Annotated in this window: 15 protein-coding genes; 9 read left to right on the top strand and 6 right to left on the bottom strand. The window is 70.8% G+C overall.

Features of this window, described 5'->3' with window-relative positions; translation table 11 throughout:
* Positions 1 to 95 precede the first annotated feature (95 nt).
* On the bottom strand, positions 96 to 1,895 hold the full coding sequence (locus tag BJY28_RS04835) for an alkaline phosphatase D family protein (protein WP_179462001.1): 1,800 nt from the start codon (positions 1,893 to 1,895) through the stop codon (positions 96 to 98).
* Between the two features lie 71 nt (positions 1,896 to 1,966).
* Between BJY28_RS04835 and BJY28_RS04830 the strand changes: the two genes are divergently transcribed.
* Both BJY28_RS04830 and BJY28_RS04825 read left to right on the top strand, forming a co-directional pair.
* Positions 1,967 to 3,508 carry a BCCT family transporter gene (locus tag BJY28_RS04830; RefSeq protein WP_179462000.1) on the top strand — a complete coding sequence of 514 codons (1,542 nt, stop codon included), beginning with the start codon at positions 1,967 to 1,969 and terminating at the stop codon, positions 3,506 to 3,508.
* A 126-nt stretch (positions 3,509 to 3,634) separates the two neighbouring features.
* Positions 3,635 to 4,606: an alpha/beta hydrolase gene (locus BJY28_RS04825; RefSeq protein WP_179461999.1), complete on the top strand. Its 972-nt coding sequence runs from the start codon at positions 3,635 to 3,637 to the stop codon at positions 4,604 to 4,606.
* Between the two features lie 6 nt (positions 4,607 to 4,612).
* On the opposite strand, the gene BJY28_RS04820 is transcribed toward BJY28_RS04825, so the two are convergent.
* The 3 genes from BJY28_RS04820 to BJY28_RS04810 all read right to left on the bottom strand — a co-directional run bounded on the left by BJY28_RS04820 (position 4,613) and on the right by BJY28_RS04810 (position 9,213).
* A complete protein-coding gene (locus tag BJY28_RS04820) occupies positions 4,613 to 5,593 on the bottom strand; it encodes a hypothetical protein (RefSeq protein ID WP_179461998.1) in 981 nt (326 codons plus the stop codon).
* A gap of 4 nt (positions 5,594 to 5,597) precedes the next feature.
* Positions 5,598 to 7,280, bottom strand: a complete 1,683-nt coding sequence (locus BJY28_RS16760) for an FAD-dependent oxidoreductase (protein WP_179461997.1) — start codon at positions 7,278 to 7,280, stop codon at positions 5,598 to 5,600.
* 436 nt (positions 7,281 to 7,716) lie between these two features.
* On the bottom strand, positions 7,717 to 9,213 hold the full coding sequence (locus BJY28_RS04810) for a DHA2 family efflux MFS transporter permease subunit (RefSeq protein WP_218913344.1): 1,497 nt from the start codon (positions 9,211 to 9,213) through the stop codon (positions 7,717 to 7,719).
* A gap of 235 nt (positions 9,214 to 9,448) precedes the next feature.
* Here BJY28_RS04810 and BJY28_RS04805 point away from each other — a divergent pair, with 235 nt between their 5' ends.
* Positions 9,449 to 10,660: a globin domain-containing protein gene (locus BJY28_RS04805; protein ID WP_179461995.1), complete on the top strand. Its 1,212-nt coding sequence runs from the start codon at positions 9,449 to 9,451 to the stop codon at positions 10,658 to 10,660.
* A gap of 3 nt (positions 10,661 to 10,663) precedes the next feature.
* Here BJY28_RS04805 and BJY28_RS04800 read toward each other — a convergent pair whose 3' ends face one another.
* Entirely contained in the window at positions 10,664 to 11,308 is a 645-nt protein-coding gene (locus tag BJY28_RS04800) for an SDR family oxidoreductase (RefSeq protein ID WP_179461994.1), read from the bottom strand.
* A gap of 145 nt (positions 11,309 to 11,453) precedes the next feature.
* Here BJY28_RS04800 and BJY28_RS04795 point away from each other — a divergent pair, with 145 nt between their 5' ends.
* Positions 11,454 to 11,729, top strand: a complete 276-nt coding sequence (locus BJY28_RS04795) for a DUF2277 domain-containing protein (RefSeq protein ID WP_179463949.1) — start codon at positions 11,454 to 11,456, stop codon at positions 11,727 to 11,729.
* 422 nt (positions 11,730 to 12,151) lie between these two features.
* Positions 12,152 to 13,531 (top strand): replicative DNA helicase, encoded by a 1,380-nt coding sequence (dnaB, locus tag BJY28_RS04790; protein ID WP_425485697.1) that lies wholly within the window; start codon positions 12,152 to 12,154, stop codon positions 13,529 to 13,531.
* A 127-nt stretch (positions 13,532 to 13,658) separates the two neighbouring features.
* On the opposite strand, the gene BJY28_RS04785 is transcribed toward dnaB, so the two are convergent.
* Entirely contained in the window at positions 13,659 to 14,144 is a 486-nt protein-coding gene (locus BJY28_RS04785) for a hypothetical protein (RefSeq protein ID WP_179461993.1), read from the bottom strand.
* Between the two features lie 64 nt (positions 14,145 to 14,208).
* On the opposite strand from BJY28_RS04785, the gene BJY28_RS16755 reads away from it, so the two are divergent.
* From BJY28_RS16755 to BJY28_RS04765, 4 genes are all read left to right on the top strand, one after another.
* A complete protein-coding gene (locus tag BJY28_RS16755) occupies positions 14,209 to 15,123 on the top strand; it encodes a transposase (protein ID WP_179461992.1) in 915 nt (304 codons plus the stop codon).
* Positions 15,124 to 15,609: 486 nt separating this feature from the next.
* Positions 15,610 to 16,701: a hypothetical protein gene (locus tag BJY28_RS04775; RefSeq protein WP_179461991.1), complete on the top strand. Its 1,092-nt coding sequence runs from the start codon at positions 15,610 to 15,612 to the stop codon at positions 16,699 to 16,701.
* Positions 16,661 to 17,455: a transposase gene (locus BJY28_RS04770; protein ID WP_343036961.1), complete on the top strand. Its 795-nt coding sequence runs from the start codon at positions 16,661 to 16,663 to the stop codon at positions 17,453 to 17,455. The genes BJY28_RS04775 and BJY28_RS04770 overlap by 41 nt, the downstream gene beginning before the upstream one ends.
* A gap of 541 nt (positions 17,456 to 17,996) precedes the next feature.
* A complete protein-coding gene (locus BJY28_RS04765) occupies positions 17,997 to 18,428 on the top strand; it encodes a DUF6153 family protein (protein WP_179461989.1) in 432 nt (143 codons plus the stop codon).
* Positions 18,429 to 18,495: the final 67 nt, after the last annotated feature.

Genomic DNA, 18,495 nt, shown 5'->3' with positions numbered 1-18,495 from the left:
GACGTCGAGGATCGCGGACCCCAGGCTACCGGCTCGCCGCCCGTGGCGCACCGTCCGCGCTGGTCAGCCGCTGGCCGGAAGGGCGTGGGGCGGGGTCAGCCGCTGGTGGCACCCTGCCGCTGCGCCGTACCGGGCTGGCCGGACTCGCCCGTCTCGTCCTCCCGACCGGTGCGGGAGTGCTGGGACGCCTGCTCGCGGACGGTGATGTCGGCGACCTGCTCCAGGCGCGGCCGGTCGTGCTGGCCGTCGTGCACCACTCCCCGGGCCCACCACATCCGCAGGTCGCGGCCGTGCACCTCGAGGGTGGCCAGGTTGTTGTCGAACCACGGCCCGCGCAGGTACTCCCAGCCGAGCACCGGGTTGCGCACCCGGGTGGACAGCGAGGCGGCGCGACCGATCGGCCCGGCCACCCCGTAGGAGAGGAAGGCGGTGCCGAAGCGCACCGCCCGCGGCAGCGGGTTGCGGATCGGGGAGCAGACCGCCTGGATGACCCGGCTGCGCAGCGGCGCGGCTCCCTCCTTCTGGCGCCGTCGGCTGTGGGTGGCCTCCGAGACGTAGCTGTGGTGCACGTCCCCGGAGAGGAAGGTGACCGTCGCCGGCGCGGGGCCGCGCTCCCCGGAGGCCACCGACACGACCATGTCGCTGACCTCGGCGAAGCCGTCCTGGAAGGCGGCCCAGTGCTCCATGTCCACGGCCTGCCGCAATTTCTCGCCGACCCGGGCGGCGCGCTCGCCCCACACCCCGGAGGCGAGCGCCTCGTTGAAGGCCTCCAGGTGGTGCAGCCCGCGGGCCAACAGGAAGGGCAGCGAGGTGCCGATGAGCAGGTGGTCGAAGCCGCCGGTCAGCTGCTCGTCCAGCCAGGCCATCTCGACGTCGTCGACGATCGAGCGCCGTCCCGGCTCGAGCACCCGCGCGGCCCGGCTGTCGACGACGACGAGCCGCGCCTCGGTGCCGAAGTCGCGCACGTAGCTGAAGCGGTAGGCGGTGGGGTCCTCGTTGACCCGGTCGGCGAAGGCGTCCAGCTCCGGCCCGAGGTCGAGCTCGCCGGCACCGTCCTGGGCCTGGATCCGCTGCCACAGCGCATCCCCGGCGCGGGCGGCGGCGGTGAGGTTGCCCAGGTGCTGGTAGACCCAGTAGGAGGCCAGCCCGGAGACGATCCGCTCGTGCCACCACGAGGTGGCCTCCATCTGCCGGCGCCAGGTGAGCGAGGTGTTCCAGTCGTCGCGCACGTCGTGGTCGTCGAAGATCATCGCGCTCGGCAGCGTGGAGAGCAGCCACCGGATCGCCGGGTCGGACCAGGCGATCTTGTAGAGGTGGGCGTACTCGTCGTAGTCCTTCAGCTCGTCCCACGGCGGCTCGTCCAGCGACCGTCGGGAGGCGATGAACTCGCGCATCGGCTCGGTGGTCTCGTCGGCGTAGACCTGGTCGCCGAGGAAGAGCACCATGTCCGGCCAGCGCACCTGCTGCCCCTCCGGGTCCTGGTCGGAGCGGCTCAGCCCGGCCATCCGCAGCGCGTAGGCGCGCAGCGCGTCCACCCCGTGGGTGGCGTTGCCCTCCGCGTCGTGCGGGACGCTGGTGCGGCACGAGCCGAAGGCCAGCCGCAGCGGCTTCTCCGGGTCCATCGTCGCCAGCACCGACGGCGGGAAGGGGGAGTCCGGCAGCGGCCACACGCCGGTCTCGTCGAGGTGCACCTGGTAGGGCGTGGCCTCGCCGGTGGGCAGGCCGTCGACGATCACGAGGGCGTAGTGGTGGCCGTGCACGGCGAAGGTGGGGGCGACGGCCTCGACGTCGCCGGCGGTGACGCGCACCTGGCAGGCGGTGTCGGTCTCCACCCACACCGCGGCCGAGGTGGCCTCGACGCTGCGCACGAGGGGGCCGAGCAGGAGAGTAGGCATCGGCTCAGTCTCGCACGGGGAGGCTGTGCGTCCGCCGAGAACCGATCAGGTGCTGGCTAGGCTGACGGAGCATGACCAGCGCCCCGCCCGAGCCGTCGGCGGCCCGGCCGCGGCTCGGGGCGGTCTTCTGGGTCTCGGTGACCTTCTCGCTCACCTTCGTGCTCGTCGGGGTGCTCTCCCCGGAGACGGTCGCCGACACCGTCGGGGGCATCCGGGAGGGTGTCGTCGAGCGGCTCGGGCCGGTCTACCCGCTGACCGTGCTCGTCGTGCTGCTCGTCGTGCTCGGCCTGGCGATCAGCCCGCTGGGGCGGATCCGGCTCGGCGAGCCGGACTCGCGGCCGGAGTTCGGGGCGCTCTCCTGGCTGGCCATGCTGCTCAGCGCCGGGGTGGGCCTGAGCTTCCTCTTCTGGGGGACCGCCGAGCCGCTGATCCACACCGTCGAGCCGCCGGCCGGGCAGGCGGCCCCGGGCAGCGAGGCCGCGGCCCGCGACGGGATGCGTTGGTCGTTCCTCTTCTGGGGCGTCCACGCCTGGGCGCTCTATGCCGCGGTCGGCTACGCCAGCTACCGGCGGGGCCGGACCGTGCTCATCAGCGACGCGCTGCGCCCGCTGCTCGGTCGGCACGCGGACGGGCCGCTGGGCACGGTGGTGGACATCCTCTCGGTGATCGCCATCCTCTTCGGCGTCGCCACCAGCCTCGGCCTGGGCACCCGCGAGCTCAACGCGGCGCTGGAGCACACCCACGCGGTGCCGGACTCGTACGGGACCAAGGTGGCGATCATCGTCGGGCTGATGACGGTGAGCACGATCTCGGCGATGACCGGGCTGGGCCGCGGGATCCGGCTGCTCAGCCTGGCCAACCTCGCGCTCTGCGCGGTGCTGCTCGTCCTGGTGCTCGTGCTCGGACCGACCCGGGAGATCCTCGGCACGGCCGGTACCGGGGTCGCCGACTACGTCCGGCATCTGGTACCGATGAGCCTGGGCACCGAAGGGGGCGAGGCCGGCCAGGCGTGGCAGCGGGAGTGGACCCACTTCTTCTGGGCGTGGTGGATCGCCTGGGCGCCCTTCGTCGGGACGTTCCTTGCCCGGATCTCGCACGGGCGGACGATCCGGGGCCTGGTGCTCGGGGCGGTCGGCGTGCCCGGGCTGGTCACCGTGGCGTGGTTCTCGGTGCTCGGCGGGACCGCGCTGCAGCGGGAGCGGACCGGGGCCACCGATGTCGCCGAGGTCGCGGCCGAGTACAAGTCGGTGGCCACGCTGGAGGTCCTGGGCACCCTGCCGCTGAGCGGGCTGGCGCTGGGTCTGCTCGTGCCGGTGCTGGCGCTGCTCTTCATCACCTCGGCGGACTCGGCCTCCTTCATGCTCGGCTCGGCGACCTCCGGCGGGTCGATGCGCCCGCCGCGGCCGCTGCGGCTGATGTGGTCCTTCGCGGCCGCCTTCGCCGCGGTGCTGCTGCTGGCCGGCGGGCCGGGCAGCCTGCGGGACGCCGCGGTGGTCGCGGCCGTGCCCTTCACGGTGATCCTGCTGGCGCTGTGCGTGGCGCTGGTCCGGGACGTCTGGGGGGACCGGGCCGGGGTGCGGCACGAGAGCGCCTGGTCGCCGGGGGAGCGGTGACCGGGGCGTCCCGGGCGTCGTCCCCGCGGATGGCGCACGTCGGCGGTGTGCGCGGCGCCTGAGCGAGGGAGCGCCGGTGGGCACGTGCCCATGGGGTCAGGTGGGGTTCTGCGGGAGCGTGGAGGCATGACGACGACACCGCGCACCTACCGTGACCAGCAGACCTGGCGGGACCTGCAGGAGTTCCTGCCCGAGCGGCTTCGGCTGACCGAGCCGGAGCAGGAGCCCACCGAGGAGCGCTGGCGCTGGCGCGGGCACGAGGTCCACCTGGACCGCTACCGCAACCCGGACGCCGCCGTGCGGGTGCTGCTGCACCACGGGGTCGGCACCAACGGCCGGCAGATGAGCCTCATCCTCGGGGCGCCGCTGGCCCGGGCCGGCTACGACGTCGTCGCCGTCGACAACCTCGGCTACGGCCTGACCGACGTCGCCGAGGGCGCCACCCCGACCTACGACGACTGGGTGCAGCTGGTGCTCGACCTGCTCGCCGAGGAGGACGACGGCCGCCCGGTGGTGCTCTACGGGCTCAGCGCCGGCGGGATGCTCACCTACCACGTGGCCGCGGCCGCGCCGAAGGGCTCGATCGCCGGGATCGTCGGGATGACCTTCCTCGACCAGCGGGTGCAGTCGGTCTTCGACGCCACCGCTCACGACATCGTCACCTCCCGGGTCGGCGGCCCGGCGATGAAGCTCCTCGGCCCCACCCCGCTGGGCACGATCCCCTACCCGATGTCGCTCGCCGGCAAGATGAGCGCGCTGGTCAACGACAAGGACGCGATGCGGCTGCTCGCCAAGGACCGCAGCTCGGCCGGCAACTGGGTCAGCCTGCGCTTCCTCGCCGACTACATCACCTATGTGCCCGCGGTGGAGCCGGCCGACTTCGACGCCTGCCCGGTGCTGCTCACCCAGCCCGCGGAGGACCGGTGGACCCCCTACGAGGTGAGCACGCCGGTGCTGGACCAGATCACCAAGGTCCCGGTCAGCGTGGAGCACCTCGAGGGCGCCGGCCACCTGCCGCTGGAGGAGCCGGGGCTGGCCCAGATGGAGGCGGCGGTCATCGCCTTCGTCGAGCAGGTCACCGGCGACGCCAAGGCCTGAGGCGGGTCAGCCGCGGAAGGGGATGCCCGAGCGCAGCACCGGCACGTCGTAGCCGTGCCGTACGAGCAGCCGTCGCAGCGAGGCGGTCGACTCCGGCCCGTTCGGCGACGGGGAGATGGCGACCGCCCGGACCGGCAGCGGCGACGGGTCGGGCCGCACCTGCCCGCGTGGCCCGCCCGCCGGGTCGCCGCCGGTGAGCCGGACGAAGGGCGCGATCCCGTAGGCCGTGGGGCGGTAGGAGAGGAGCCGGGCCTCGATCTCCGGGATGCTGGGGCGCTCGCGGCCCCCGGTGACCAGGACGACCCCGTAGCGCGACTCCCGCTCGTCCACGAACCCCGGGTGCTTGATGAGGAAGAGCATCTCCTGGATGTCGTCGAGGAGCCGCTCGATCTGGTGGCCGAGCTCGGGCGACGGAGGCTGCTGGGGGTCGAACGCCTGGTCGCGGGCGACCGGCCCCAGCCGCTCGAGGATGCCGGGCAGGGCCTGGACGACCCCGTCGACGAGCGCGATCTGCTCGGCCTCCTGGTAGCGCACCGGCTGCCACGGCTCGTGGTGCAGGTAGAGGCCGTTCTCGCGGCCGACGGGGAGGTCGGCGTCGCCGAGCACCGCCAGCGGGGCAGCGGGGTCGAGGCCGATGGCGTAGGACTCGGCCGCCCCGCCGTAGAGCCGCCACATCGCCAGCGAGTCATGGTGCCGGCTGGCCGAGAGGATGTAGAAGTCGGCCGTGCCGGGACCCTCCCCGTGCTCGGTCGAGGTCGTCACCTTCGCGGCGAGCCGGGCCAGCACGCCGCTGTCGTCGCCGTCGGCGAGCTCGCGGATGCGTCGGGCGACGAGATCGCCGCCGAGGGCGATCTCCTGGCGGTCGTTGAGGAAGGCCGACGAGGTCGCCCACAGCGCGTGGCCGGAGAGGATCGAGATCAGCCCGTGGCCGTCGGTGTAGTGCCAGACGAGGTCGTCGGGGTCCACGGCGTCGACGTTGCCGGTCATCGGGTCAGGCACCGAGGTGGGCGTGCACGAGCGGGACGACCGCGGCGCCCTCGCCGGTGGCGGCGGCGACCCGCTTCATCGAGCCCTTGCGGATGTCGCCGACGGCGAAGATGCCCGGGATGTTCGTGGCCAGGGACTCCGGCGGCAGGCCGTCCACCCACTTCTCCTGGGGCACCTCGCGGCCGGTGAGGACGAAGCCGTCGTCGGCGATGCAGATGCTGTCGGTGAGCCAGTCGGTGCACGGGTCGGCGCCGAGCAGCAGCATCAGCGCCGAGCAGTCCACCTCCTCGACGGCGCCGCTCTCCCGGTCGCGCAGCGTGATCCCCTCGAGCCGGCCCTCGCCGCAGCCGTCGACGACCTCGGTGCCGGGGCGCACGGTGATGTTGCCGGTGCCGTTGATCTCCCGGATGAGGTACTCCGACATCGTCGAGGTGAGGTCGGGGCGGCGGATGACGATGGTGACCGTCCGGGCGAAGCGGGCCAGGTGGATCGCCGCCTGCCCGGCCGAGTTGCCGCCGCCGACGACGTAGACGTCGCGGCCGGAGGTCTCCCGGGCGACGCTGGTGGCGGCGCCGTAGTGGACGCCGGCGCCGACCCTCTCCTCGATCGGGTCGACCATGAGGCGGCGGTACTGGGCGCCGGTGGCGACGACGACCGAGCGGGCGCGCAGCACGGCGCCGTCCTCCATCCGCACGGTGTGCGGGGCGCCGTCGTGGCCCGGGACGAGGTCGCAGGCGGCGGTGCCGGCGAAGAACCGGGTGCCGAAGCGGGTGGCCTGGATGCGGGCGCGCTGGGCCAGCCGCATCCCGGTGACCCCGCGCGGGAAGCCGAGGTAGTTGCGGATCATCGAGCTGGTGCCGGCCTGGCCGCCGATCGCCTCGCTCTCCACGACGACGGTGCCCAGTCCCTCGGAGGCGCCGTAGACCGCGGCGGCGAGCCCGGCCGGGCCGGCACCGACGATGAGCAGGTCGGCGACGTGGTCGGCGTCGAGGTGCTCGATCCGGCCGTACATCAGGGCGCCGATGTCGGCGATGCTCGGGTCCTGCAGCACGTCGCCGAGGAAGGTGCGGAAGAGCGGGAAGCGCGGGTCGTCGGTGCCGGTCTGCTCGATGATCTCCTCGCCGACCTCGGAGTCCTGCATGTAGCGGCGGTAGGGCATGCCCATCCGCTGCAGCACGTCGATGATCCGGGCGAGCTCGGGGGTGTCGACGTTGCTGACGATCTGCAGGCCGTCGACGGTGACCGCCTGGGAGGTCCAGGCCCACTCGGAGAGGATCTCGGAGACGGCCGCGTGGAACTCCTCGTCGCGGGTGCCGCGCGGCACGCCGAGGTAGGCGTCGAGCTGGCCGTCGGAGGAGGCGTTGCGGATCCGGTCGTCGAACTGGTTGGCCCAGTCGGAGAGCATGAGCACCCGGCGGGCGGTGGGCACGAGCCGGTGCGCCTTGGCGAGCAGGTCCAGGCCGTGCCCGTCGGGCAGGTCGGGGTCGGCGCCGATGAGCGCGATGTCGCCGCCGCCGCCGATGATGTCGGCCATGCCGACCAGGGCCGAGGCCTTGGTGCCGAAGGAGCGCACGGTGTACTCCGCCGAGTAGCGGCGGCTGACCGAGTCGACCAGCCGCCCGATGGCGTCGGGACCGGCGACGAGGATGATCGCGGTCGTCTGCTTCTCGAGCTCGTTGGGCTTCACACCGGCATTCTGTCCGGCCCGGTCAAGTCGGTCCCCCACGCCCTCTGCGCAGCTGCCCGGGAAACTACACTCCCCCTGCGCAACTGCCCGGGCACACTCCGGACCTCCTGCGCGCAACTGCCCGGGCAAATGTCACCCCCGCGCAACTGCCCGGGCAGTTGCGAGCGGTCGCCTCCGTCGCGGAAGGGGTGCCTGGCGGGTGGAGGTATCCCGGCGCGCTGGGGCGCGTGCGATCACCTCCACCGGGGATGGGTGCCCGGCGGGTGGAGGTATGTCGACGCGCTGGGGCGCGTGCGGTCACCTCCACCGGCGACGTGGGACGCGTTCGCCCGGGTGAGCTCTGCACCCCCTTGCGCAACTGCCCGGGCAAACTTCGCCCCCCTTGCGCAACTGCCCGGGCAGTTGCGCAGCAGAGGGGAAGGGGACGCGCCCCGGCTCAGTGGGTGGGTGCGTCGGAGCGCTCGGTGCCCGGCGGCGGGGTGCGCACCCGGGTGGCGCAGGCGATCGCGAGCAGCCCGACCGCCGCGAGCACCCCGAAGCTCGCGCGCATCCCGACGGCCAGCTCGTCAGGGCCGGGTTCGCCACTGTCGACCAGGGATCCGGCGACGAGCGACATCACGGCGATGGACAGCGCGGTCCCGGCGGCCCCGGCGACCTGCTGCAGCGAGCCGAGGATGGCCGATCCGTGCGAGTAGAGGTGGCTCGGCAGCGACCCCAGCCCGGCGGTGAAGAGCGGGGTGAAGGTCATCGCCAGCGCCAGCGACAGGCAGACGTGCAGCACGAGGATCAGCCACGCGTCGGCCACCGGTGCCAGCAGCGCGAGCAGGCCGAGCATGAGGGTCATCGCGACCGTGCCCGGCAGCACCAGCCGGGGCGCCCCGTACCGGTCGTAGGCGCGACCGACGGTCGGGCCGAGCAGACCCATCGCGAGGCCGCCGGGGATGAGCAGCAGCCCGGTGGTCAGGGTGCTCAGGCTGAGCACCTGCTGCAGGTGGATCGGCAGCAGGATGATCGTCGCGAGGAAGGCCATGAAGCTCAGGCACATCGTGCCGAAGGCGGCCGTGTACCCGCCGTAGGTGAAGGCCCGCAGGTCGAGCAGCGGGTCGGCGCCGCGCTGCAGCCGGATCTGCCGCCAGGCGAAGAGGGCCAGCGCCAGCACCGACACGGCGATGGCCACCGGCGGGTCGACGACCGGCTCGGGGGCGGGCTCGTCGGCGCTGCCGTGGCCGCCGCCCAGCGAGGACAGCCCGTAGATGAGACCGCCGAAGCCGACCGCCGACAGCAGCAGGCTGAGCAGGTCGAGGCGGGTGCGACCGCTCTCCTCGATCCGGGGCAGCAGGCGCATCCCGATGGCGAGCGCGATCGCGGCGATCGGCAGCACGGCGAGGAAGATCAGCCGCCAGCTGCCGATCTGCAGCAGCAGCCCGGAGACGGCCGGCCCCATCGCCGGGGCGACGGCGATGACCAGCGAGACGTTGCCCATGACCCGGCCCCGGTCGTTCTCCGGGACGAGGTTCATCAGCGTGGTCATCAGCAGCGGGATCATCACCGCGGTGCCGCTGGCCTGCACGACCCGGGCGCCGATGAGCACCTCGAAGGTGGGCGCCGCCGAGGCCAGCGCGGTGCCGGCGGTGAAGAGGCTCATCGCGAGCACGAAGGTGCCGCGCACCCCGAGCCGCTGCAGCAGCCAGCCGCTGGTCGGGATGACCACGGCCATGGTGAGCATGAAGGAGGTGGACAGCCACTGCGCGGTGGTCGCCGGCACCTCGAAGTGGGCCATCAGCCGCGGCAGCGCGTTGTTCATGATCGTCTCGTTGAGGATCACGACGAAGGCCGCGACGGTGAGCGTGCGCAGGATGATCGTGGTGCGGGGGTCGGTGGACCCCGCGGGGTCGGCGCCGGGGTGGGGCGCCTGGGTGGAGGGTGCGGTCACCTCCTCATGGTGCGGGAGCGGACAGGCCCGCACCAACTCGATTCTTCCCACACCCCGGCTCAGCCTCCATGAAACCCAGCGCCCCAGGACCAGCCTCCAGGACCAGCCGCCAGGCCCCGCTCCAGGACCAGTCCCGACGGTGAGCCGACCCGGCCTCGGCCGACGGAGACCCTCCGCGACTACTACGGAGCATAGTACGGTGGCTGAGCCATCCCCGGAGCGAAGGAGCCCTGCCGTGCTGTCCGAGACGTCCCGCCCGATCATCGAGGCGACCCTGCCGGTCGTCGGCGAGCACATCGTCGAGATCGCCCGCCGCTTCTACGGCCACATGTTCGCCGCCCGTCCCGAGCTGCTGGACGGGGTCTTCAACCGCGGTAACCAGGCCGCCGGGGAGCAGCCCGTCGCCCTCGCCGGATCGGTGGCCGCCTACGCGACGTACCTGCTGGAGCACCCGGGCAGCAGCCCGGAGGCGATGATGGCGCGGATCGCGCACAAGCACGCCTCGCTGGGCATCCGGCCCGACCAGTACCCGATCGTGCACGAGCACCTCATGTGGGCGATCGGTGACGTCCTCGGCGACGCGGTCACCGCGGAGGTCGCGGCGGCCTGGGACGAGGTGTACTGGTTGATGGCGAACGCCCTGATCAACATCGAGCGCGGGCTCTACTCGGCCCGTGGCGCCTCCCCGGAGACGGTCTGGCGACCCTGGACGGTGCAGCGGCGGATCGAGGAGAGCGCCGAGGTGGTCACCTTCGTGCTGCGCCGGGCCGACCACCGGCTGGTCCGCGCCTCGCTGCCCGGCCAGTACGTCAGCGCCCAGGTGGCCATGCCCGACGGGACCCACCAGCCGCGGCAGTACAGCCTCACCGCCGCGGACGACGGCGAGCACCGGCAGATCACGGTCAAGCGGGTGCACGGCCAGGACGCACCGGACGGCGAGGTCTCCAACCTGCTCTGCGACGATCTCGTCGAGGGGCAGGAGCTGACGCTCTCCTCGCCCTACGGGGCGATCGTGCTCGACGACGGCGGACGTCCGGTCGTCTTCGCCTCCGCCGGGGTGGGGATCACGCCGATGGCCGGGATGCTCTCCCATCTGGCCCGGGCCGGTTCGACGCTGCCCTTCGTCATGCTGCACGCCGACTCGACGCCGGCCAGCGTGCCGCTGCGCTGGCAGATCGAGCACGACGTGCAGGTGCTGCCCTCGGCCCAGCTGCACTACTGGTACGAGGAGCCGCCGGCCGAGGCCTCCGATCCGGCCGCGCGGGTGCACCCCGGCTACCTCGATCTCGCGCACGTCGACCTGCCGGAGGACGCGCTCTACTACCTGTGCGGACCGATGCCCTTCATGCAGCACGTGCGCGAGCAGCTGCTCGCCCGCGGGGTCGCCCCGGCCGACATCCAGTACGAGGTCTTCGGGCCGGACATCTGGCAGGCCGACGTCGCGTGAGCCTCAGGCGGTGAAGACCTCCGCGATCGGGGTGTCCCCGTCGACGAACTCGACGAACCGGTGCGCGGCGACCCCGTCGCCGGCCAGCACGGTGCGGATGACCTCGGCGACGTTGCCGCGGGAGACCTCGCCGGCCTGGTCGGTGACGCTGATCCGGCCGGTCGGCTCCTCGAGGGTGAGGCTGCTCGGGCCGAGGATGGTCCAGGTGAGGTCGGAGCCCTTGAGGTGGCTGTCCGCGGCCGCCTTGGCCTCGGCGTAGTGCCAGAAGGGGTTGTCCTCCGGCACGCCGTGGTCGGGCCCGGCGCCGAGGTAGCTGACCATGACGTAACGGTCGGCGCCGGCCCCCTTCGCCGCGTCCATCGAGCGGATCGCGGCGTCCTGGTCGACCGCCCGGGTGCGCTCCGGGCTGCCGCCGCCGGCGCCGGCGGACCAGACGACGGCGTCGTAGCCGGTGAGCAGCTCGGTGAGCTCCTCGGTGCTCAGCTGCTCGACGTCGGCGACCACCGGCTCCGCGCCGGTCGCGAGCACCTCGTCGGCGTGGTCCGGGTTGCGGATGATCGCGCTCACCTGGTGACCGTCGCCGACGAGCAGCGGGTGAGCGAGCATAGCCACCTTGCCGTGGCCTCCGAAGACTGCGATGCGTGCCATGTCTCCACACTGTCACGGGGGTGCGACAGCGCTGAAGGGGGAGACCGTGACGTGGACGGTGCGCACCGGTCGTCGCCGCTCGTGCAGAGGCCCCGGCGCGGCCGGTCGGGTGGCGCCGTCGGTGCTGGGGAGGACACTGGAGGGCATGTGCCGCAACATCCGCCAGCTCCACAACTTCGAGCCCCCCGCGACCAGCGACGAGGTGCGTGCCGCCGCGCTGCAGTACGTGCGCAAGGTCAGCGGGTCGAGCAAGCCGTCGCAGGCCAACCAGGAGGCTTTCGACGCCGCCGTCGAGGAGGTGGCGGCGAGCACGCAGCGGCTGCTGGACCAGCTGACCACCGCGGCGCCGCCGAAGGACCGCGAGGTGGAGGCGGAGAAGGCGCGGGAGCGGGCGCGCAAACGCTACGCCCAGACCGGCTGAGACCGGCGCCGCCGACGACGGCCGAGGAGCTGTCGACCCTGCCGTGCCGGGGCTCGTGACTGGCCTGTAGGGGTTCGGCACCGGGTTGCGCTTGTGGACGGCGCCGCTCGGCGACTTTCTGCTCTCCACACGCCGTGCATGACGTCGCCGCAGGTCAGGAGGCGTGTCGCCGGTCACCCTTCGTCATGCTCCACAGAGTTGTCCACCGCATGTGCACATCCGCATGGCGCGTCGTCCACAGGTGGTCCACAGCCCCCTCCACAGGCGCTCTTGGGCGTTGTCGGTGCCGGGTGCGACAGTTGCTCCTCCGCCGCTCCCGCGGGCCCACGAGGACCGCGCTGCCGAGGGATCTCCAACAGGGGTCTGGCCTGGGGCGTCGGTGGTGACGGTGGTCCGGCGGCGAGGCAGGAGGGGTAGCGAGCGTGTCGACGAGCGAGCTCGAGGCGTCCTACGGAGCACCCTCAGCGGGTGGCGGCTACAAGGACCGGATGCCGCCGCAGGACGTCGGGGCCGAGCAGTCCGTGCTCGGCGGGATGCTGCTCAGCAAGGACGCCATCGCCGACGTCGGCGAGACGGTCAAGGGTGTCGACTTCTACCGGCCGGCGCACGAGCTGATCTTCGACGCGATCATCGACCTCTACAGCCGCGGCGAGCCGGCCGACGCGATCACCGTCGCCGACGAGCTGAGCAAGCGCGGCGACCTGCAGCGGGCCGGCGGCCAGGCCTACCTGCACGACCTCATCCAGTCGGTACCGACCGCGGCGAACGCGGGCTACTACGGCGAGATCGTCGCCGAGCGGGCGGTGCTGCGACGACTGGTCGAGGCCGGCACCCGGATCGCCCAGATGGGCTACGCCCAGGGCGGTGGTGACGTCGAGGACATCGTCAACGCCGCCCAGGCCGAGGTCTACAACGTCGCCGAGAAGCGCGGCGGCGAGGACTACGTGCCGCTGTGGGACACCCTCAACGAGACGATGACCGAGATCGAGGTCGCCTCGGGTCGCAGCGACGAGCTCATCGGGGTGCCCACCGGCTTCACCGACCTCGACGAGCTGACCCACGGTCTGCTGCCGGGGCAGATGATCGTCGTCGCGGCGAGGCCGGCGATCGGAAAATCCACCCTTGGAATGGATATCGCCCGGGCGGCCGCGATCCACCACAAGATGGCGGCGGCGGTCTTCTCGCTGGAGATGAGCCGCACCGAGATCACCATGCGCATCCTGTCGGCGGAGGCGAGCATCCCGCTGCAGAACCTGCGCCGCGGCAACATGTCCGACCCCGACTGGGCCAGCCTGAGCCGGGCGGTCGGCAAGATCAGCGACAGCCCGCTCTACATCGACGACAGCCCGAACCTCGCGCTCATGGAGATCCGAGCCAAGGCGCGGCGGCTGAAGCAGAAGAACAACCTCAAGCTCATCGTCATCGACTACCTGCAGCTGATGACCAGCGGCAAGAAGGTCGAGTCCCGCCAGCAGGAGGTCTCGGAGTTCTCCCGGGCGCTCAAGCTGCTGGCCAAGGAGCTCGAGGTGCCGGTCATCGCGATCAGCCAGCTGAACCGTGGACCCGAGCAGCGGACCGACAAGCGCCCGGCGATGTCCGACCTGCGCGAGTCCGGCTCGATCGAGCAGGACGCCGACATGGTCATCCTGCTGCACCGCGACCGCGACCCCGAGTCCGGCCGCGAGGGCGAGGCCGACCTGATCGTCGCCAAGCACCGCAACGGCCCCACCGCCGACATCACCCTCGCCTTCCAGGGTCACTACGCCCGCTTCAAGGACATGGCGAAGGACGCTGGGTTCTGACGGTTGTCGAGATGCAGCGAAGATTGCAGAGAGGGCCTTCGTTTGCAGCAAAAACCCAATGTTATGAGTTTGCATAACCTTCGCTTATGACTTCGGGTGCGGGGCCCTGAGTCGTGACGGCTCCGGGTTACCCCTCGCGGCAGGAGCGAGCGAGGTATCCCAGGGTGGCGAGGATGAGTTCCAAGAGGTCAGCGCCCGTGACGAGATCCGGTGCCAAGTAGAACTGCGCCGTCAGCCGTCTCCCGTCGTCATGGTGGAACACCGGATGGCGGCTCACCCGACTGCTGCCTGCGGCATCGACCTCGGCCAGCCAGCTCTGAAGACGTCTCTCCCGGTCTCGGGGGCGCTTGATGGGCTTGGCCCCGCTGAGTGCGGCCCCCAGAGGCTTGGTGGTGATCTGCGCGAGTGCGGACTGGAGGCTGGCCAGATCCAGGGATGGTTCGAGATCCGTCGCGAGGCGATGGGCCGTGCGCCGCGCAGCGGCCCCGTCAGTCGCCTTGTCCACATGAATGCCAACGCGGTACACCCACGGCTTGCCAAGATCATTCTTGTCCTGGCATCGGAGGTTCACGCACAGGTGTGCCCCCTCGATGCCAGAGGGGTGCAGTGCCACACGGACCGGATATGACCGCCTCGCACTGTGGGCCGAGGGCCTGCGCCGACAGGTCACTGGCCAGGTGGCGGACGTTGCCCTGACGTACGCCATCGAAGGCACAAGCTCGTATGGGGCCGGACTGGTCGCGGCCCTGCGCCCCACGGGCGTCACGATCCATGAGGTCGCCCGCCCCAACCGGCGAGACCGTCGCCTGCGCGGCAAGACGGACGCCTTCGACGCGGAGAACGCCGCCCGTGCCGTGCTGGCCGGGACTGTCACCGCAACCGCGAAGACCGCGGACGGGAACATTGAGATGATCCGCGTCATCAAGTGCGCCAAGCACGCCGCGGTCAAAGCCCGGGCCGCCACGATGATCAGCCTGCGGCACCTGATCGTCACCGCTCCTGCCGATCTGCGCGAGCAACTCGAGCCGCTGACCAAGATGGCCCTGCTGCGCCGCTGCGCAGGGCTCAGGCCAGGCGAGGTCGATGACCCCACCGCCGCGACGAAGTATGCGCTGCGCGCGATGGCTCGCCGGTGGCTCTACCTCAGCGAGGAGATCACTAAGCACGAAGCGCAGCTGGACCGGTTGACCACCGCGGTCGCTCCCCAGCTCCGCGAGGGGTGCGGGATCGGCCCCGACGCGGCCGCCGAGCTCCTCACAGTCATCGGCGACAACGTCGCCAGGGTCACCAGTGAGGCCGCCCTGGCCAAACTATGCGGCGTCAACCCCATCCCAGCCTCTTCCGGCCGGACCAACCGTCACCGACTCAACCGAGGTGGACACCGGCAGGCCAACGCAGCGCTCTACCGCATCGTCATCGTCCGCATGAGGCTCGACGAGCGCACCAAGACCTACGTGACCCGACGAACGGCCGAGGGCAAGACCAAATCCGAGATCATCCGATGCCTCAAACGACACCTCATCCGAGAGATCTGGCGCACCACCCGACACCTACGGACCCAAGAGCAAACCGCCCCAGCCGCCGCTGCTTGACGCATATAGAAGCGTCAACTCACGCCTCCACGGCCACTGCGGAGACATCCCGCCGACCGAACTCGAAGACCACTACTACGCTGACACGACCACCGTCCCGGCAACCGCCGAGACGGCACAACCAGCCCTCCACTAAACCCGGGGCGATCCATACCGCACCTGCCGCTGGGCAGTCGATGCATCACCTGTCCGAACGGAATCGACCGGCCCCACGCTGATCACTGCTCCCACACCGCCGAAGCACTTCAACCGATCCGTCACTGCAGCATCATCGAGAAGCCGTCCTCGACACCGGCAGGTCCCGGGCCCGCTGGCTGTGATGTCTTCGCGCTGGCGGCGTCGGCAGGGAGAGGATTTCGCAGTGAGCAGCACCGCTCTCTCCGGGATCGAGGCGACCACCGAATCCGGCCCGCGGTGCTGCACGAAACCTTGGGGGCTCCATCGAGCCAGTGGCAATCCGGCCCGTGGTTGCCTCACCATGGAGCGGTGACTGCTGAGCGTTGCCGATCCACCGCCGATCCTGCCGAACCCCTTTCCGATGCCGAGCTGCTCATCGGCCTGGTGGTCTCACCATCCCTGAGTGCGATGCTCGGCCCCGAGGTCACCACCTCGGTGCGCAAGATTTTGGTGCAGCGGTATCCGGGAGTGCGCTGGCAACTGAAGATGGCCGAAGACCGGCTGGTCGATCCACCCACCGAGACCTTGGACCTGCTGGAGGCGGCCCGAAACCGCGTGCTGGAGGAGAACTGGGATTTGGCCGTGGTGCTCACCGAGATCCCCCTGAAGACCGGCCGACGTCCGGTGCTCACCCAGCTCAGCCCCGTGCACGGGGTAGGACTGGTCTCCGTCCCAACCCTGGGAGCCGTGCACGTACGGCAGAAGGTGCAAGAGACCACCGTGCACGTGGTCGGGCAGCTCCTGGGCTACGACGCCGAAGACCTCAACGCCCAGCGGGATCTTGCTCGAAGAGCCCACCAGCTGTCCACCGATCTCGACGAACGCCCGGACGACAACGTCGTGCAGTTCACGGCCCGAGTGCTGAGCGGCAACGTGCGGTTGCTGCTGGGCATGATCCGCGCCAACCAGCCTTGGGCCTTCGTGGCCCGGCTCTCCCGGGCGATGGTCGTGGCAGCGGCCACCGGCATACTGACATTGGTGGCCTCGGACCTATGGGTACTGGCCATGGCCTACGGGCCGGTGCGCCTGGTCCTGCTGGCGGTGATGGCGATCGGGGCGGTGAGTGCCACCCTGATCCTGGGAGCCGACTTGTGGGAGCGCCCACGGCGGCGAGCCCAACGTGAGCAGGTGATCCTGTTCAATTTGGCCACCACCGCGACCGTGGCCATCGGGGTTGTGGTGTTCTACCTCGGCTTATTCATCCTGTCCTGGGTCGGCGCGCTGCTGCTCGTCGACGAGCAGGTACTGGCCGGTGTCGCCGGTCACCCAGTGAACGCTTTGGACTACGCGAAGATCAGCTGGCTCACCGCCAGCCTGGCCACCGTGGGCGGAGCACTAGGAGCTGGACTGGAGGACGACGATGTGGTGCGCGCCGCTGCCTACACCCGGTCCAGCACCTGACACAGCCCCAGCACAGAAGAAACTGAAACATCTACGCGTTGATGCCACGTCTATGCAGGTGTCATTGCCGGTCGCGATGACTTGGTGGGCTCAGCGCAGTGCGCTGCCTCGTACTCGGCGGGTGGGGCGTTGCCGAGGCGGGTGTGCGGGCGGGCGCTGTTGTACCTGTCGATCCGGGATCCGCACCGCCCTGCCGGACGCGCGGATCGCAGTCGACAAGTGGCATCTCGTCGCCCTCGCCAACCTCATGGTCACCCAGGTCCGTCAACGGATCACCCGGCAACTGCACGGCCGCCGCGGCACCGCCACCGACAAAGTCTGGGCCAGCCGGCAACTGCTGCTCACCGGCTACGAGCACCTCACCGTGAAGCAAAAGGCCCGGTTCAACGCCGCCCTCGCCGCCGAGGATCCGACCAACGAGATCGCCGCCGCGCATGCCGTCAAGGAACGCTTGCGCCTGCTGCTGGCCGAACACCAGCCGCACCAGATCCGGCGCAGGCTGTACGACTTCTACGACGCCGCCGCCCGCGCCGACATGGAGGAAACCAGCCGCCTGGCGACCACGATCGACACCTGGTGGCCAGCGGTGCTCGTCGCGCTCACCGAGGACGTGACCAACGCCCGCACCGAGGGCTTCAACCGGATCATCAAGCAAACCAAGCGTGTCGGATGCGGCTTCACCAACATGGACAACTACCGAAGGCGCATCATGGTCCACATCGCCCTCGCCCGAGGGCAGAGACCAGCAGCATGAAATCAGCACACGCCCCGCTCAAATGCGGAGAGCCGTAGAATCGCACTTCCGCAAGGGCCGAGTTTGAGAGTCGTGGGCGTTGCATAGCCCAACTCGATACATTGCGTGGCCTCCCACCGGCGACGGGATCTGTGCAATCTAGGCCGCGTGTCGTGTGCAGTCTTCACTGCATCTCGACATCTAGTGTCGAGATGCAGCGCAGATTAGAGCAGGGCCGCCAGTATCTAGGGTAAACGTCTCGTTATGCGTGGAGCTGGAATACCGCACCTCACGTTATGGGTGGGGTCACATGCGTCGACCGCATGGTTGGACAGCGCGTCGGTAGTCGCTTGGGGTCCGCTCAGTGGTCGCCCGATAGCTGGACCCGTGCCGGTGTCAGAAGAGCAGGTTGTCCCCCTGTCGTTGCAGGGGGACTGCTGCACGCGTAGGTGACATCTGATCTGGCTTGCCCGCAGCCTCCTCGCCGCGCCGACCACGTGCCGGCGCGGCGAGGGGTCCTGCCGCCGACATCCCACGACAGGCGACTCATATAATGTGGTCCATGGCCCCCGACCACAGCGCGCGCACGCAGCTTGGTCGCACGCTTCAGCCTCCATGGGGCCTGCTGGTTCTGGGGCTGGCCACCTCGGTGGTCGCAGGCATCCTTGCCATGCACGGATTCTCCGTCGGCCATCACATGCCGGGCGAGGTGTCCACCCAGCAGGTGCAGGCGAGCACGGGCCATCACACGCATCAAGACCCAGCGAGCTCGGGCGCGCATTCATGTCCGTCTCCCGGCTGCGACGGGCACGGCTCGATGGCCGCGATGTGCTTGTTCGTGCTGCTGTGGCTGGTGACCCTCGTGCCACGGCGCGGTGGCTCCTCGTGGCGATGGCAACCCCCGTGGGTGACCTGGCTCGCTGCCCAGTCACCACCCCTACCGGGGCACCTGTCACGCGTTTCGTTGATTCGGCTGTGCATCAGCCGAACGTGAGCATGTGTCTCGCGTCCGAGCACGCCACACGGCGTCGCCGGACGCAGTCCTGCCCGATCAACGACAC

The sequence above is a fragment of the Janibacter alkaliphilus genome (assembly GCF_013408565.1).
Taxonomy (GTDB): domain Bacteria; phylum Actinomycetota; class Actinomycetes; order Actinomycetales; family Dermatophilaceae; genus Janibacter; species Janibacter alkaliphilus.
Note: the sequence above shows the minus strand (reverse complement) of the source record. Positions and strands in the feature narration are given on the sequence as shown.